Below are 13,510 nucleotides of genomic sequence, written 5' to 3'. Positions count from 1 at the left end.
TACTCAGTGGTGACGCGGCTTGAGCAGTGCCGGCTTTTCTTCCGGCGCCTGGGTCAGCAGGAACAGGGCGGTGAGCACTTCGGGGATCTGCTCGACCATGCTGTCGACCAGGTCCTGGTCACGGGCGATTTCGGCAAACTCCGGCTGTTCGTCGAACAGCCCGGACGCCACCATGATCGGCAGCAGCAGTTCGCTGACTTCGTCTTCGGCATCCTCGAACCATACGGCTTCACGCAGGAACACGCCTTCCATGAAGCCGATGCACCAGCCGCGCAGGTCGGAGTCATCCGGCTCGTCGCCCAGGTCCAGGTCGCAAGGCAGCTCGGGTTCTTCTTCACCGGCCAGCTGACGGCTGATGTGGGTCTTGAGGTGAACCAGGGTGGCTTCGATCTCGTCGCGTTCGGCGTCGCTGCGGTAATGCGGCGGCTCGGCGAACAGGGCATCGATCCACTCGCGCTCGGCAACCGGCTCAGGGCAGATGGCCAGGGCGGTGAGGTAACCGTGGGCGGCAATGTAGTCCAGCGCCTGCTCGTGCAGGTCATCGGCATCGAGGAAGGCTTGCAAGCGGGACAGTTGCTCGGCGAAGGACATGGGTAACCACCTGGAAAGAATGCGAATGCTGATTCTAGCCCGCCTGTCGGGCAAAAGCACGGCCGCGCGCTGCGGCACGCTGGCTGGCGAGCCCCCCGCTGCAGGCCGCCTGGCGTATACTGCGCGGCCTGCTTTCGGGAGCCTGTATGTCTTCAGCTGCGCTACATATCCTCAAGGATGTTTTCGGTTACGACGCCTTTCGCGGTCAGCAGGCGGCGATTGTCGAGAGCGTGGCCGCAGGCGCCGATGCCCTGGTGCTGATGCCTACCGGCGGCGGCAAGTCGTTGTGCTATCAGGTGCCTGGCCTGTTGCGCGAAGGCTTGGCAGTGGTGGTCTCGCCGCTGATCGCCTTGATGGAAGACCAGGTCGCGACCCTCGATGAACTGGGCGTGGCGGCCGTGGCACTCAACTCGACACTGGGTGCCGAAGAGCAGCGCGAGATCGCCGAGCGCATTCGTGCCGGGCAGATCAAGTTTCTCTACCTGGCCCCGGAACGTCTGGTGCAGCCGCGCATGCTGGCTTTCCTGCAGCGCCTGCGGATTGCCCTGTTTGCCATCGACGAGGCGCACTGCGTCTCGCAATGGGGGCATGATTTTCGTCCCGAGTACCTGCAGTTGGGCCAGTTGGCCGAGCTGTTTCCCCAGGTGCCGCGCCTGGCCCTGACGGCCACCGCAGACAAGCGCACCCGCGAGGAAATCGTCCAGCGCCTGCAGCTGCAGGAGGCCCGGCGCTACCTGTCGAGTTTCGACCGGCCGAACATCTTCTACCGCATCCAGCCCAAGGATCAGCCCCGCAAGCAGTTGCTGGCCTTCCTCGCTGCGCGCAAGGGCGATGCCGGTATCGTCTATTGCCTGTCACGCAAGAAGGTCGAGGAAGTTGCCGAGTTTCTCTCGGCACAGGGCTATCCGGCCTTGCCCTATCACGCCGGCTTGAGCAACGAGTTGCGGGCCTATCACCAGAAGCGCTTTCTCAACGAGGAAGGGCTGATCATGGTGGCGACCATTGCCTTCGGCATGGGCATCGACAAGCCGAACGTGCGTTTCGTCTGCCACCTTGATCTGCCCAAGAGCCTGGAAGCGTACTACCAGGAAACCGGACGCGCCGGACGCGATGGGCTGCCCGCCGATGCCTGGATGGCCTATGGCCTGCAGGATGTGATTTTCCTCAAACAGATGCTCAGCAATTCCGAGGGTGACGAACGCCACAAACGGGTTGAGCAGCACAAGCTCGACGCCATGTTGGCGCTGTGTGAGGAAACCCGCTGTCGTCGCCAGGCGTTGCTGGCCTACTTCGATGAAGTGCTGGAGCAACCCTGCGGGCATTGCGATATCTGTGTCGATGGTGTGCAGACCTGGGACGCCAGCGAAGCGGCGCGCCAGGCGTTGTCGGCCATCTATCGCAGCGGCCAGCGTTATGGCGTCGGGCATCTGGTCGACATCCTGCTGGGACGTGACAACGAGAAGATCCGTAGTGCCGGACACCAGCATTTGTCGGTGTTCGGTGTCGGCAAGGGGCTGAGCGAAGCCGAATGGCGCACCCTGTTCCGTCAGCTGGTGGCGCGGGGTTTGGCGGACATCGATCTGGATGGCTACGGTGGCTTGCGTTTGACCGAGCAGTGTCGGCCGTTGTTGCGTGGCGAGGTGCAGTTGGAATTGCGCCGCGAGCCGCTGCCGAGCAAGACCGCCAAGCCAGCGGCCAGTGCGGCCAGCTCGCTGGTACGTGGCGAGGAGCGGGCGCAGTGGGAAGCCTTGCGCAGTTTGCGCCGGCAACTGGCCGAAGAACACAGCGTGCCGCCCTACGTGATCTTTCCGGACGCCACCTTGCTGGAGATGCTGCGTCGCCAGCCGCGCTCGCTCAGTGACATGGCGCAGGTCAGCGGGGTCGGGGCGCGTAAGCTGGAGCGTTATGGCCAGGCCTTTCTTGACGTGTTGGCGGGTGATGGCGGCCCGGCAGCGGCCCGCGACCTGCGCCACGAACTGGTTAGCCTGGCACGTGCCGGCATGACTCCGGCGCAGATGGCCCGTCAGCTGCATTGCTCGGAGAAACAGGTGTATGCCCTGCTCGCCGAAGCACTGGCTGCCCAGCAGCTGAGCCTGGAGCAGGCCCTCGACCTGCCCGAAGCGCTGCGTGAGGAGCTGCAGGACGCCTTTCTCGAGGGCGAGGGTGAACTGCCGGCTGTCAGCGAGCTGGCCGAACGCTTTGCCGGTCGTGTCGAGCTGGGCGTGCTGCATTGCGTGCGCGCCGCCTTGCAGGCCGAGTTCGAGCTGTAGTGCCGGGATTACGCGCTGGTGTGGCGGGTAAAAGTTGATCGCCATCATGGGCGCTACGCAGCGCTGCGCTGGATAGTGCGCCCTACATTGACGATCAGCGCAGCGAGGCCTGTCTATGCATAACGAATTCTCCCAACGTCTGGCGGTGGTGACCGGTTGCAGCTCGGGCATTGGTCTGGAGGTCTGTCGTCTGCTCCTGGAAGCGGGCACGCGCGTGGTGGGCATGTCGCGCACCCTGGGTGAGCTGGCGCCCTTGCAGCACGCTTATCCGCAACAGCTGCACTGGCTGGCGGGTGACGTCACACAGCCGGCTGATCTGCAGGCCCTGGCGCGCTATGTGCAGCCGCTGGGGGCGATTGATTATCTGGTGCCCAACGCCGGTATTGCCGAGTTGGCCGAGGGCGTACAGCCGCAGGCCTTTGCCCGGCAATGGGCGGTGAATGGCGACGGCGCGCTGAATACCCTGGCGGTACTGCGCGGCCAGCTGGCCAGCCCGGCAGCGGTGGTTTTCATCGGCACCTTCCTGGTTCAGCGCAGCTTCCCTGGCCTGGCCGCCTATATTGCCAGCAAGGCCGCTCTGGTGGCCTATGCACGGACCCTGGCGGTGGAGTTGGCTGCGGCGCAGATTCGTGTCAATACGGTTTCCCCCGGTCCAACCGCCACGGCTATCTGGGGCAAGCTCGGCCTGCCGGAGGAGACCCTGGCCGCGGTGGCCAGCGGGGTTAACCAGCGCCTGCTGAGTGGCGAGTTCCTTGACGCGGCGGCGGTTGCCGAAGTGGTGCTGTTCCAGTTGTCGCGCGGTGCGCGGGGCGTGTGGGGGCAGGACTGGGTCGTGGATAACGGTTTCACCCTGTCCTGAGCACTGGCCTGATTGGCCCCTGATTCTGGCCGTTTGGGTCGCTGCAGTGCGGCGGCCGCTCGGCTAGTCTGCGCCTGCCAGGCTGCGCACCACAGGCCTGTAGCAGAAGAGGGGGATAACCATGCAACCGCTGATCCAGGCCAATGGCCAGCCGCGTCTGGGGGTGTTCGATGTGCCGCCCGCGCAGGTCAACTACCGCGATTACGACCTGCGTAGTCCCATGGGGCGGCGTCTGGGCGCCCTGGCACGCTGGCGGCGTTTCCATCAGTTCCAGTATTTCGGGCTGATCAGCGACCAGTTGATCGGTGGTTGTGCGCTGGCCAATCTCAGCCTGCTGGGGGTGGGCTTCGTCTACCTGTTCCAGCCGGCTACCGGCCGCCTGCTGGAGCGCCGCTTCAAATTGCCGCTGGGCCTCGGCTGCGAATTTTCCCAGAATCCCCAGCAGGGTGTCTGCCAGCTGCGTTGGCGGGGCAATCTGTTGCGTCTGGAAAACCAAGCTGTCGGTGCCGAGAAGCATCTGCGGGTCGAGCTGGACGATGGTACCCAGATCGACGCTTCGTTCAGCGAAGCGCAGCCGCCATTCCAGCCGATGTGCATTGCCACGCCGATTGCCAACAACGGCTGGGCCTATGCGCAGAAGGTCGCCGGCGTGACCTGCAGCGGCCAGGTGCGCAGTGCCCTGGGCAACTTTGATCTGCAGGCCTTGCAGGCTTTTGCCCACCATGACTGGACGGCCGGTTTCCTGCGCCCGCAGACCTGCTGGAACTGGGCCTGCCTGTCCGGCGCGGTAGGCGGGCGACGACTGGGGCTCAACCTGTCCTGCGGGGTTAACGAGACCAGCTTCAGTGAAAACTGCCTGTGGCTGGATGGCCGGTTGTATCCGGTGTCCGGCGTACATTTTCAGTTCGACCGTCGCCAGCCACTGCAGCCCTGGCAGATTCGCTCCCAGGATGGCCAGGTCGAGCTGCGTTTTGAGCCGGCGGGCATGCATCATGAGCGGGTGAATGCGCTGATTGTTGCAAGTGATTTCCGCCAGTTATTCGGTCGCTTCCACGGTGTGCTGCGGCCTGCGGGCGAGACAGTCGTGCCTTTGCAAGGCCAATGGGGCTTTGTCGAGGACCAGTACGTCAAATGGTAGGCTGGGCCTTGCCGATCTTCGACGTTATGCTTAGGCGACTAATTATTAGTTTTTGCTGGCAGGCGTTTGAATGTCTTACCCAGATCAACACCGTTTTGCGATGCAGCTGGCGCAGATGTCGCGCAGCTGGCGCGCCGAGATTGACCGCCGGCTAAATGACCTGGGCTTGTCCCAGGCCCGCTGGCTGGTGCTCCTGCATCTGGGGCGCTTCGATCATCTGCCTACCCAGCGCGAGCTGGCCAAGAGCGTTGGCGTGGAAGGCCCGACCCTGGCGCGGCTGCTGGACTCGCTGGAGGCGCAAGGCTTGGTCGAGCGCCTGGCCGTGCCGGAGGACCGGCGCGCCAAGCAGGTGGCGCTGTGTGCCAAGGCCAAGCCGTTGATCGAGAAAATCGAAGCCATTTCCACCCAGTTGCGCCGTGAAGCCTTTGCCGGTATCGAGGCCGAAGACCTGCGCCGCTGTCAGCAGGTGCATGAGCGTATTCTTGGCAATCTGGCTAGGCTGGAGAAGCCTTGACGCTGCTGTCGGAAAGCTGACGCTTTTTTGTCATGTTCGTGCGGCAGTGCGCAAGTGCTTGATGGCATTGGGCCTGCAGGCTTGTGCAAAGCCGTTCGCGCTCAGGCATACTGCCAGCATTACAACAGGTCGCACTCTGTAGTCTCGGGTTGGCAAAACCCTCGCTGAGTCAGCGCCGTATCAATAGCAGGCCATTGGCAGCGCGTTGGCAAGATTGCCAGCGGCCGACAGGCGCATGTGCAATGCTGCGATGGCCAGGCGGGGCTACCCTGCCAGCGAAAGGCCGTCTGTGTGCGGCCGTGAAGGGAGGAAACATGGCTCAAGTGCGTACCTTGCTGTTGGCGATGCTCTCGGGTGGGATGCTCTACAGCACCGCTGCACAAGCGCTCAGTCTGGGCGAGATCAGCCTGCAGTCAGCCCTGTATCAGCCGCTGGTGGCGCGCATTGAGCTGGATGAGCTGAACGGCCTGGATACCAGCGATTTTCGTGTCAGCCTGGCTGGAGCGGATGCCTTCGAGCGGGCTGGCATCGTGCGCGAGGACTTCTTGCGGGAGCTGCGCTTCGTGCCCTCGATACGTGGGCGCTCCGGATATATCGAAGTGCGCTCGAGTCGTGCGGTGCGTGAACCTTATCTGAATTTCATCGTCGAGCTGGCTACCCCCAACTGGGTGCTGCTGCGCGAGTACACCGTACTGCTCGATCCGCCGGGCAGCGCGCAGGCGCCACTGGCGTCCCTGCCCCAGGCCATGGCGGTGGCGCAGGCTGAGCTGGCACAGCGTGCCGCAGTGCCGGTGGCTCCAGCGGCGGAGCGCGGTTTGCGTTATGTGGTGCAGTCAGGGGACAGCCTGTGGCGTATCGCCCAGCGCTATGTGCAGGCCGGCAGCACGCTCAGCCAGCAGCAGTTGATGGACGGTATCCACGCACTCAACCCGCAAGCCTTTAGCCAGGGCGCCGGTGGTCTGCGCATCGGCACCTCGCTGTTGTTGCCGGATGCTGCGCAGGTGCACAGCAGTGGCCCGGCACTCAGCGAAGACCCGCTGCCAATCCCGCGCCCGCCGAGCGAGCCGGTGCCGTTGTCGGCACCGGAAAGCCGTAGCCAGGCACTCGAAGGCCTGCCTGTCGGGCGTCCCGAGGAACTGCTGGTAAAAGCCCCGCAGCAAGCCGAGGCAGAGCAGGTCGCGCCGCCGCAGGAGACTCCGCAGGCCAGTGCCGAGCTGCTCAACCTGCGCGCGCAGCTGGATGGCCTGCTGGCTAATCAGGCCACTGAGCGTGAGCAGCGGCGTAGCGACATGCAGGCCCTGCAGGCACGGCTGGATGAAATGCAGCAGTTGGTGATCGAAAAAGACCGCCAGGTGGCCGAGCTGCAGCAACAGCTGCAGGCGGCCTTGAGCCTGGCGCAGCAGGCCCAGGGCAGTTGGCTGCAGTCGCCCCAGGCCCCTTATGCCCTGGGCATGGGTGGGCTGCTGATGCTGTTGCTCAGCAGTTTGACTGGCTGGCTGCTGGGGCGTCGGCGCACGTCGCCGGTGTCTGCACCTATTGAAGTGCGTCCTGCGCCGCTGCCGGCGGTCAACCGCGCGCAACCCAGCGTGGCGGAGACACGCCTGACGGCGCCCACTCCGCCCCTCAAGACGGGGCCTGCCAAGCAACAGGATGTGCTGGAGGCGGTGAATATCTACCTGACCTACGGCAACCTGACGCAGGCGTTGAATACCCTGCAGCAAGCGCTGCAACAGGAGCCGCAGCGTCAGGACCTGCAACTGCGTCTGCTGGATGTCTACGGCCTGCAGGGCAATGCCGAGGCGTTCCAGGCGCGTTACGAGCAGTTGTTGGCCAGCGGCGTGAGTGCCGAACAGTTGCAAAAGATCCGCGATGCTTATCCCCAGCTGCAGGCACAGGACAGCGAAGTGCTGTTCGACGAGCTGGTTTTGGATATTCGTGAACCTGAAGCCGCGAGCGAAGCGCAACAGACGACGCCGCCCCAGGAAGGCGAGTTCACCCTCAATCTTGACGAATTGAGCCTGGATGCCGACTGGGATCTGGTTTCCCCCTTTGCGCCTCCTGCTGAAGTAGCTGAGCGCAAGAAGGCGGCGGCCCCGGTGTTTCGTAGCAACTTGCACGAGCTGCCGGAAGTCGAGGAAGTGCACCACGACGAGCATCCGCTATTCGCCGGGCGTCTTGCCAGCAACGACGATCCGGTACTGGAACTGGACGATCTGCCCGAGCTGGCGGAAAACCGCGACACCTTGGGTAAGCTGCGTCTGGCTATGAGCCTTATCGAGCGTGATGAGATCGCCATGGCCTGCAGCGTGCTCAACGAGGTCATCATCGAGGGCGATAGCCAGCAGCAGGAAGAGGCCCGCGAACTGCTGGCACGGATTGCCTGAGATGAGCACGTCGCGCGCTGAAATCGAAATCACCTATTGCAGCCAGTGCCAGTGGTTGTTGCGGGCGGCCTGGCTGGCTCAGGAGTTGCTCAGTACCTTTGCCGACGACCTGGGGCGAGTCAGCCTGGTGCCAGGGCGTGGCGGGGTATTTCGTATTACCTGCGATGGCCAGCAGATCTGGGAGCGTCAGGCAGACGGTGGTTTTCCCGAAGCCAAGCTACTCAAGCAAAGGGTCCGCGACTGCATCGACCCGCAGCGTTCGCTGGGGCATAACGACCGCTGAGTTCAGCGCTGCAGGCGTGCCGAAAGCAGCGTAGCCAGGATTATCAGTCCAGCGCCAAACAGCATGCGTAGCCCTGGCTGCTCCTGGAACAGCCACCAGGCTAGGAGAATGCCGTAGACCGGCTCCAAAGCGAACACCACCGAGGCCGTACGCGCATTCAGTACGCTCAGGCTGGCAACGAACAGGCTGTGTGCCAGCGCGGTACACAATACGCCCAGCAAGGCCAGCCACAGCCAGTCCACGGTGCGTATCTCAAGTAGCAGCGGTGCTGCCATGGGCAGGCTGACCAGCAGGATGGCCAGGCTTTGCCAAAAAGCTGCCTGGGCCGGGGCAACGCCGGGCGTAGTGGCGCGATTGCTAACGGACAGGGCGGCGAACAGCAAGCCGGACAAAACCGCCCAGAGCAGTCCCTGGCTGGTACTGGCCTCCAGGGAGAAGGCTGGGGTGACCAGCAGCAAACCACAGCAGACCAGGGCAACCACCAGCCACTCTGCGCGCTGGATACGCTCACCAAACAGCAGCGCCTCCAGCAGCACGGTAAAGGCGGGAAAACTGGCAAAGCCCAGGGTGGCTACGGCTACCCCGGAAATCTTGATAGCTACGAAAAAGCTCCACCAGTGACCGCCCAGCAATAGCCCGGCGCCACACAGGGCGAGGATGCGCAGTGCGCCTGGGCGTGCCCTGCTGCCCTGCCGCCAGGCCAGGGGGGCCAGGGCAAGCACGGCGAACAGGGCTCGTCCACAAACGATCACTAAAGGCGCGGCCAGAGCCAGTTTGCCGAAGATACCGGACAGCCCAAAGCACAGCGCGCCGATATGCAGGGCGATCAGGGCCTGACGAGGGGTGAGGTGTGGGGACATGGCAGCACTCCAGCGGGCTGCCCAGTCTAGGCGCTAGGGGAGCTGCTGTCTGTCGCGCAACTCGCGGATATTGTCGCGTGCCTGCTGACGGTACTGGCGTGGCGAACAACCCGTATCGCGCAGCATGGCGGCACTGAAGGCGCTTTGCGAGGTGTAGCCACAGCGCACGGCGATTTCACCCAGGCTCAGTGTGCTGTGCAGCAACAGCTGGCGGGCCAGGCGTAGACGACGCTGGCGAACCAGGGCCATCGGGGTCAGGCCGGTTTCGGCGAGCAGACGGGCATGCAGGCGGGCGTTGGACAGGCCGCAGCAGCGCGCCAAATCGGCGACTTGCAGGGGATGGGCACAATGCCGGTCGACAAAGGCATACAGCTTGGCCAGTGGCAACTGCTGGGCCAATGGGCCGGCCAGCGGCGCGTGCAGGCAGGTTAGCAGCAACGCAGCGCCCTGCTCGGCGAGCAGCGGGTTATCCAGCGGACTATGTGCCAGCCAGTCCAGCAACTGCTGCTGATGGGTATTCAGTTGCACCTGGCTGACCTGGGTGAGCAGGCGTCGGCTGGCATCGGCTTGCTCACCCAGACGCAAATCCAGCCAGTCTTCGCTGGGCACATCGAGTACCAGGCAATCACTGCCGGCAGCGCTGAAACAGGCATGGGCCATCCCGGCAGGCACCACGGCCAGCTGGCTATTGCCCAGGCACTGGCCATGTCCGGCTATTTCCAGGTGCAACTGGCCCTGCAAGCCGAACACCAGCTGGGCGTGGCTGTGCTGGTGGGCCAGGTATTCCTGATGGTAGTGACGCACGGAGAGCATCGTGCTGCTCGCTGCAAGACTGAACAGGGCGTGGATTGTCACGCACTTGCCCTGTCTTCGTCATCCGCTGGTCACGAGTGCCGCTTATGGTCGGCAAAAACCACCGAGGCGAGCCCATGAGCACAGCCAAGCCGGTAACTATGCTGCGCAAGCAGCGTGTCCGTACCCTGTGGATTTCCGACGTGCACCTGGGCACGCGCGATTGCCAGGCCGAGCGCCTGGCGGTCTTTCTCAAACGCTATCAAGCCGAGCGCATCTATCTGGTCGGCGACATCATTGATGGCTGGAAGCTGCGCAGCGGGATTTATTGGCCGCAAAGCCACAGCAATGTGATCCGCCGTCTGCTGACCATGAGCAAGCGAGGCTGCGAGGTCATCTACGTCACCGGCAACCATGATGAGTTCCTGCGGCGCTATTCACGCCTGGTGCTGGGCAATATCCAGCTGGTCGACGAGGCGTTGCATGAAACCGCCGATGGCCGGCGTCTGCTGGTTATCCATGGCGACCAGTTCGACGTGATCACACGCTACCACCGCTGGCTGGCGTTTCTCGGTGATAGCGCCTACGAAGTCACCCTGACCCTCAATCGCTGGCTGAACCACTGGCGCGAGCGCTGGGGCTATGGCTACTGGTCGCTCTCGGCTTATCTCAAGCACAAGGTCAAGACAGCCGTCAATTTCATCAGCGACTTCGAGGAAGCGATTGCCCACGAGTGCGTCAAGCGGGGTTTCGATGGTGTGGTGTGCGGGCATATTCACCATGCGGAAATCCGTGAGGTGGGTGGCGTGACCTATCACAACTGTGGTGACTGGGTAGAGTCCTGTTCGGCACTGATTGAGCACCGCGATGGGCGCATAGAGCTCTACCGCCTGGCCGAATCGGGCAGCACGCTGCCGTTGCCGGTGGTGGGGGAGGCGGCATGAGAATTCTCCTGGTCAGCGATGCCTGGCTACCCCAGGTCAATGGCGTGGTCACCAGCCTGCAGGCACTGGTCGCGCAGCTGCGCGACATGGGCCATTGGGTCAAGGTGATCAGCCCGGCTGATTTTCGCTGCCTGCCTTGTCCTGGCTACGGTGAAATCGGCCTGGCCTGGAATCTTTGGCGGCTCGGGCCGATGATTCGCGAGTTTCGTCCTGACTGCGTGCATATCGCGACCGAGGGGCCGCTGGGCTGGGCGGCGCGAGGCTGGTTACGCCGCCGTGGCTTGCTGTTTACCACGGCGCTGCACACGCGCTTCGCCGATTACGTCAAGGCTCGCTGGCCTTGGTTGCCCTTACGCCTGGGCATCGCCTACCTACGCTGTTTCCACCGGCACAGCCAGGCGATCCTGGTCAGCACCCCGCGCTTGCAGGAGGAATGCCTGAGCTGGGGGCTGGGGCAAGCCAGCCTGTGGCACAAGGGCGTGGATAGCCAGCTGTTTCATCCCGGCTCGCCTGCGGCGGCCGAGTCGCCGCTGTTTCTGTATGTCGGCCGCTTGGCGGCGGAAAAGAACCTGTCTGCCTTTCTGGAGCTGGATTTGCCAGGGCGTAAATGCGTGGTGGGGGACGGGCCGCAGCGTACCGCGTTGCAACAGGCCTATCCGCAGGTGGAGTTTCGCGGCTATCTGCAGGGCCAGGCGCTGGCCGATGCCTATCGACAGGCCAGCGTGCTGGTGTTTCCCTCGCGTACCGATACCTATGGCCTGGTGATGCTGGAAGCCATGGCTTGCGGCACGCCCGTGGCGGCCTTCGCCGTGCCCGGCCCGCTGGACATTGTGCAGCAGGGCGTGACCGGCTACCTGGCCGATGATCTGGCAGAGGCCTGCCTGGCTGCCGTGCAGCTGGATCGTCAGGACTGCGCGCGTTGGGCCGCTTCGCTGGGTTGGCGTAGCAGTGCCGAAGTGTTCCTGGCTGCCCAGCAGCGTCTGGAGGGTGACCCGCTGGGGCAGTGGCAGGTGGTCTAAACAACGTCCTTGCTGACGCGTTGGCCTGCTTTTGCCGGAGTTTTTGGTTTACTGATCGCTGTACTCTTGCCAGACATTCTTCAGCTCGATGAACGCACTGATACCCTGGCTCCTTCATGCCAGGGCAAGCAGCAGCGCGGTAGCGTTGCATTTGAGCAGCGTAATCATGGACATGGCGAACCTCGGCAGTCGGTGTTCATAACACGGAGGCGGGCTGGTCTGTTGCGGGGCCGAATACGCTCAGGTATCTGCCAGCACCCTGTCTGGCACGTGGCGACAGGCGTGCACAGCCAGCCGGCAATGAGGCCTAAGCGAGGACTGTGCCAGGTTGCTGGGGGGCTGGGACGCCCTGAGCGCATGGCTGCTGCAGGGCTGGCGGAGGGCTGCCGGCAGAGGCAGGCCCTGGTTCAGGAAGCACTGTGGTGGGGCGGTTGCGCGCAGTTGTGCTCAGCTATCAGGCAGCTTGCGGTTTAGAAGATGACCTTGTCGCGCAGTTTTTCCGCCGCCTGCTGCAAGGCCGCGATGACTTTTTCCTTGTCATAGTTCTGGATGCCGTTGGTATCCAGGTACATGGAAAAGCCGGGCAGTTCGTGTTCCACATAGCTGGACTTGGCGCCCAGATCGCGGCGATGGTCGACCACCTCGTAGATTTGTACCGGACGACTGAAGCCCTTGACGTTGATCTGGCCCATGTCACGGCACATGATCAGGTCCTTGACCAGCGAGTAGGTCTCGTGGGAGATGAGGATCTGACCTTCGCTGGCAGCACTTTCCAGGCGGCTGGCGAGGTTCACTTCGCGGCCGATGATGGTGTAGTCCATGCGTGTATCGGCGCCAAAGTTGCCGACCGTACAGTAGCCGGTGTTGATGCCCATGCGAATTTCCAATGGCTTGGTGATGCCCTGGGCCCGCCACTGCTGGCGCAGTACTTTCATGTGTTTGCGCATGGCAATGGCCATCGCTACGGCATTCAGCGCATCCTTCTTGGCACCCTGGCTGGTGGGATCGCCGAAGAACACCATCACGCAGTCGCCGACAAACTTGTCGATGGTGCCGCCATGCTTGAGGGCAATCTTCGACATCTCGTTGAGGTAGGTGTTGAGCAGGTCGGTGAGTGCTTCGGCTTCCAGTTCCTCGGACAGTTCGGTGAAACCTTTGATATCGGAAAAAAACACCGTGAGCTTCTTGCGCTGAGTTTCCAGGCGCACGCTCTTTTTGCCGCTGAAGATCATTTCCCAGACCTGTGGCGAGAGGTACTTGGCCAGGTTGCGGGCCAGCCGGGCAGCCTTTTCCTGTTCGCGTTTGATCTCGCCACGGGCTTGCGCAAGGTGCAGGCCCTGCTGATGGACGAAATAGGCGGAAATGCAGATGTACAGAGTGGCAAAGGCGATGCCCACCAAGGCCACTAAGGGGGGGCTGGCGAACAGGGGTTGTGGCTGTAGCAGCACGCCGCCCAACAGCAGGGTGCTGACGAAGGCCAGCAGTGACAGGCCCAGATAACGCAGGCCTCCGACGATCAGTGAGCTGAAACTCATGGTCAGCACGAACAACAGGCTGGGCACCACCGAGAAACCCAGCAAGACACTGCCCAGCCCGGCATGCAGGGCATCGGTCAGCAGCAAAAGGGTGGCGGTCTGGCTACGGTAGTCCTGCTTGAAACGCAGGCTGATCTGATGAGCCAGATGCGGGTAGAGCAGAGCGTAGGGTACCAGCCAGAGAATATCGTAACTAAAGTGCTGGATGCTGGTGCCGGCGGCAATGCAGGCCGCTCCCACCATGTAGGCCAGCACGCGTGAATAGTACTCGCGCATGGGAGGCGTAGGCAGGCGATGGGTGCGCTCGGCGACGCTGTTTTT

The 13,510-nt window shown here is 63.2% G+C and carries 12 protein-coding genes; 8 read left to right on the top strand and 4 right to left on the bottom strand.

Features of this window, described 5'->3' with window-relative positions; translation table 11 throughout:
* Positions 1-3: 3 nt before the first annotated feature.
* Entirely contained in the window at positions 4-591 is a 588-nt protein-coding gene (locus CFY91_RS07790; protein ID WP_093985786.1) for a UPF0149 family protein, read from the bottom strand.
* A gap of 146 nt (positions 592-737) precedes the next feature.
* Between CFY91_RS07790 and recQ the strand changes: the two genes are divergently transcribed.
* From recQ to CFY91_RS07760, 6 genes are all read left to right on the top strand, one after another.
* Positions 738-2,861: a DNA helicase RecQ gene (recQ, locus tag CFY91_RS07785; RefSeq protein WP_093985785.1), complete on the top strand. Its 2,124-nt coding sequence runs from the start codon at positions 738-740 to the stop codon at positions 2,859-2,861.
* Between the two features lie 115 nt (positions 2,862-2,976).
* Entirely contained in the window at positions 2,977-3,720 is a 744-nt protein-coding gene (locus tag CFY91_RS07780; protein ID WP_093985784.1) for an SDR family NAD(P)-dependent oxidoreductase, read from the top strand.
* A gap of 121 nt (positions 3,721-3,841) precedes the next feature.
* Positions 3,842-4,858 (top strand): DUF2804 domain-containing protein, encoded by a 1,017-nt coding sequence (locus CFY91_RS07775; protein WP_093985783.1) that lies wholly within the window; start codon positions 3,842-3,844, stop codon positions 4,856-4,858.
* Between the two features lie 70 nt (positions 4,859-4,928).
* The gene (locus CFY91_RS07770) at positions 4,929-5,372 is read left to right on the top strand and encodes a MarR family transcriptional regulator (protein ID WP_093985782.1); all 444 of its coding nucleotides are present in this window, start codon (positions 4,929-4,931) and stop codon (positions 5,370-5,372) included.
* A 314-nt stretch (positions 5,373-5,686) separates the two neighbouring features.
* Positions 5,687-7,756: a FimV/HubP family polar landmark protein gene (locus tag CFY91_RS07765; RefSeq protein WP_165765312.1), complete on the top strand. Its 2,070-nt coding sequence runs from the start codon at positions 5,687-5,689 to the stop codon at positions 7,754-7,756.
* A gap of 1 nt (position 7,757) precedes the next feature.
* Positions 7,758-8,039 carry an Rdx family protein gene (locus CFY91_RS07760; RefSeq protein ID WP_093985780.1) on the top strand — a complete coding sequence of 94 codons (282 nt, stop codon included), beginning with the start codon at positions 7,758-7,760 and terminating at the stop codon, positions 8,037-8,039.
* A 2-nt stretch (positions 8,040-8,041) separates the two neighbouring features.
* On the opposite strand, the gene CFY91_RS07755 is transcribed toward CFY91_RS07760, so the two are convergent.
* A complete protein-coding gene (locus CFY91_RS07755; RefSeq protein WP_093985779.1) occupies positions 8,042-8,899 on the bottom strand; it encodes a DMT family transporter in 858 nt (285 codons plus the stop codon).
* Between the two features lie 33 nt (positions 8,900-8,932).
* Complete coding sequence (locus CFY91_RS07750; protein ID WP_093985778.1) at positions 8,933-9,712, bottom strand: AraC family transcriptional regulator; 780 nt, start codon at positions 9,710-9,712, stop codon at positions 8,933-8,935.
* Positions 9,713-9,828: 116 nt separating this feature from the next.
* Between CFY91_RS07750 and CFY91_RS07745 the strand changes: the two genes are divergently transcribed.
* Together CFY91_RS07745 and CFY91_RS07740 are read left to right on the top strand one after the other, a co-directional pair.
* On the top strand, positions 9,829-10,635 hold the full coding sequence (locus CFY91_RS07745; protein WP_093985777.1) for a UDP-2,3-diacylglucosamine diphosphatase: 807 nt from the start codon (positions 9,829-9,831) through the stop codon (positions 10,633-10,635).
* Positions 10,632-11,654, top strand: a complete 1,023-nt coding sequence (locus CFY91_RS07740) for a glycosyltransferase family 4 protein (protein WP_093985776.1) — start codon at positions 10,632-10,634, stop codon at positions 11,652-11,654. Before CFY91_RS07745 ends, CFY91_RS07740 begins: the two co-directional genes overlap by 4 nt.
* Before the next feature lie 470 nt (positions 11,655-12,124).
* On the opposite strand, the gene CFY91_RS07735 is transcribed toward CFY91_RS07740, so the two are convergent.
* Entirely contained in the window at positions 12,125-13,465 is a 1,341-nt protein-coding gene (locus CFY91_RS07735) for an adenylate/guanylate cyclase domain-containing protein (RefSeq protein WP_093985852.1), read from the bottom strand.
* Positions 13,466-13,510 lie beyond the last annotated feature (45 nt).

The organism is Pseudomonas fluvialis (assembly GCF_002234375.1).
Classification (GTDB): domain Bacteria; phylum Pseudomonadota; class Gammaproteobacteria; order Pseudomonadales; family Pseudomonadaceae; genus Aquipseudomonas; species Aquipseudomonas fluvialis.
Note: the sequence above shows the minus strand (reverse complement) of the source record. Positions and strands in the feature narration are given on the sequence as shown.

Coding starts and splice junctions, on each gene's coding strand:
- CFY91_RS07790 (WP_093985786.1), bottom strand. CDS start 591: ATGTCCTTCGCCGAGCAACTGTCCCGCTTGCAAGCCTTCCTCGATGCC.
- recQ (WP_093985785.1), top strand. CDS start 738: ATGTCTTCAGCTGCGCTACATATCCTCAAGGATGTTTTCGGTTACGAC.
- CFY91_RS07780 (WP_093985784.1), top strand. CDS start 2,977: ATGCATAACGAATTCTCCCAACGTCTGGCGGTGGTGACCGGTTGCAGC.
- CFY91_RS07775 (WP_093985783.1), top strand. CDS start 3,842: ATGCAACCGCTGATCCAGGCCAATGGCCAGCCGCGTCTGGGGGTGTTC.
- CFY91_RS07770 (WP_093985782.1), top strand. CDS start 4,929: ATGTCTTACCCAGATCAACACCGTTTTGCGATGCAGCTGGCGCAGATG.
- CFY91_RS07765 (WP_165765312.1), top strand. CDS start 5,687: ATGGCTCAAGTGCGTACCTTGCTGTTGGCGATGCTCTCGGGTGGGATG.
- CFY91_RS07760 (WP_093985780.1), top strand. CDS start 7,758: ATGAGCACGTCGCGCGCTGAAATCGAAATCACCTATTGCAGCCAGTGC.
- CFY91_RS07755 (WP_093985779.1), bottom strand. CDS start 8,899: ATGTCCCCACACCTCACCCCTCGTCAGGCCCTGATCGCCCTGCATATC.
- CFY91_RS07750 (WP_093985778.1), bottom strand. CDS start 9,712: ATGCTCTCCGTGCGTCACTACCATCAGGAATACCTGGCCCACCAGCAC.
- CFY91_RS07745 (WP_093985777.1), top strand. CDS start 9,829: ATGAGCACAGCCAAGCCGGTAACTATGCTGCGCAAGCAGCGTGTCCGT.
- CFY91_RS07740 (WP_093985776.1), top strand. CDS start 10,632: ATGAGAATTCTCCTGGTCAGCGATGCCTGGCTACCCCAGGTCAATGGC.
- CFY91_RS07735 (WP_093985852.1), bottom strand. CDS start 13,465: ATGCGCGAGTACTATTCACGCGTGCTGGCCTACATGGTGGGAGCGGCC.